Genomic DNA, 2,023 nt, shown 5'->3' on the forward strand with positions numbered 1-2,023 from the left:
ATATACAAGGGCAGCTCAATACAGAGCAACAAACTAAACAAAAACTTGAACAACAATTGAATAACGAAACTGTTCAGTTTAAGCAAAAAATAGAAAATATACAAGGGCAGCTCAATACAGAGCAACAAACTAAACAAAAACTTGAACAACAATTGAATAAGAAAATACAAGAAACAAATAAGAAGATTATTAATTTTGAACAACAAAAAGAAACAATACAAGAGCAGCTCACGATAGAGCAACAAACTAGACAACAAATGACTGACGAAAAACAGACTGCAGTTGAGAAGATAGTTCAGCTTGAGGAAAAAATAAAAAATATACAAAAGCAGCTAGAGACCGAACAGGAAGAAAATAAACAACAGCTAGAGAAAGAACAACAAAGTAAACAAAAGCTTGTACAACAAATAACTGACGAGAAACAGGCAGCAGCTGAGAAGATAGTTCAGCTTGAGGAAACAATAAAAAATATACAAGAGCAGCTAGAGAAAGAACAACAAAGTAAACAAGAGCTTGTACAACAAATAAGCGATGAAAAACAGAGAAAAGAACAAGAACTTGAAACATCACGACAACTAGCAGAGGTTTCTATACCAAAAGCAGTAGAAGAAATATCAACCATTACTGGGATAGCTCCTCTAATGCCAAGAATAATGTCGGCAAATAGCAATATACTTTTTAATAGAATGCCCGTAATATTTAAAAGCATTGGAGCAGGTGATGAAGAAGAATCTTTTAGTAACATATCAAAAGGTTTGTGGATTAGAGGTTTGTATAGCATAAGTAAGCAGAATATGTCCCCAAATATTACAGGTTATAAGAGTAATAGCAGAGGTATTGTTATTGGGTTTGATGTTGGAACAAAGAAAGAGGTAGGGGACTTATTTGGTATTGCATATAGTCATATATGTTCTGATTTTAAATTCCAAAATCAGAATAATAAAATTTTGCTCTCTGGTCATATTATATCCATCTATGGTCAGAAGAATTTGGGGTATAATTTGTCATTACAAGGAGTGTTATCTACCACACGTAATTATGTCACCAACAAGTCCATGCGTTCTATAGATGATAAAACATACAATATATCTGGTAAATATTGGAATAATAGCTATCATTTTGATACCAGACTTAACTATAATATTGGGCTTTCTAAAGGTTTTACCATGATTCCTGGTATAGGTATTAGATATGAACAATATCAAGATAGTGCTTATACTGAGACTAATAAAGAAACATATAATTTATCTATGGCAGCTAAGTCACAAAATTTCTGGATCGGCTCTATTGGTAGTAAATTATTGTTACCAGCTCTACCAATTACTCAGAATGTAACAATTATTCCAATAATACATGGCTTTATTGAAAAATATTTTAATAATAAAAATCAGAAGATTGATAGTAAAATATTGATAAATAATATTATCTTTGAACAACAAACCATGATACCAAAACAATCTACTGTTAGTTATAATATCGGTACTAGCTTATTATTAGCTAAAAAGAATACAGAGATATTAATGGAATATAATTGCCATTTGAGCAAAAGATATCAAAGTCATCAAGGTTCCATAAGACTTAAAATTATGTTCTAAACTTAAAGAATTGATATTGTTTGTAGAGTCTGTTTGTAACAAACTTTATTCACTTATGGAATTCTACCCCATAGTACAATTTTTATTCTATAAGTATAGTCAATTCAATTCAGGGGAATTGGGTAGCAGAAGCGACGTATATATGTAATAGCCGAGTGACTAATAACAACGTCACCAACTTCTCCTGAATTAACTATACAATTTTTAAATTGCCATGAGGGTTATGCATAAAAATTACAATTGAAAACTTAAATAATAAAAATGGGAGTGTTCGTCAAACTGTGTCAAGTTAAAAAAATAATCTTTTAAATATATAAAATAAAGATTATTGATGTTGTAAATAGCGAAGAATGTGGATAAGTTACTATCAACTTATCCACATGTTCTTCGCATAAAATAATAGGAAATTTGACATGAGCAAACCAATG

The 2,023-nt window shown here is 30.5% G+C and carries 1 protein-coding gene; it reads left to right on the plus strand.

Annotated elements, in window-relative coordinates:
- The coding region (locus RiCNE_RS06860; RefSeq protein ID WP_133062972.1) for an autotransporter outer membrane beta-barrel domain-containing protein at positions 1-1,595 on the plus strand (1,595 nt) is incomplete at its 5' end.
- Positions 1,596-2,023 lie beyond the last annotated feature (428 nt).

This window comes from Rickettsia endosymbiont of Culicoides newsteadi (assembly GCF_002259525.1).
Lineage (GTDB): Bacteria > Pseudomonadota > Alphaproteobacteria > Rickettsiales > Rickettsiaceae > Tisiphia.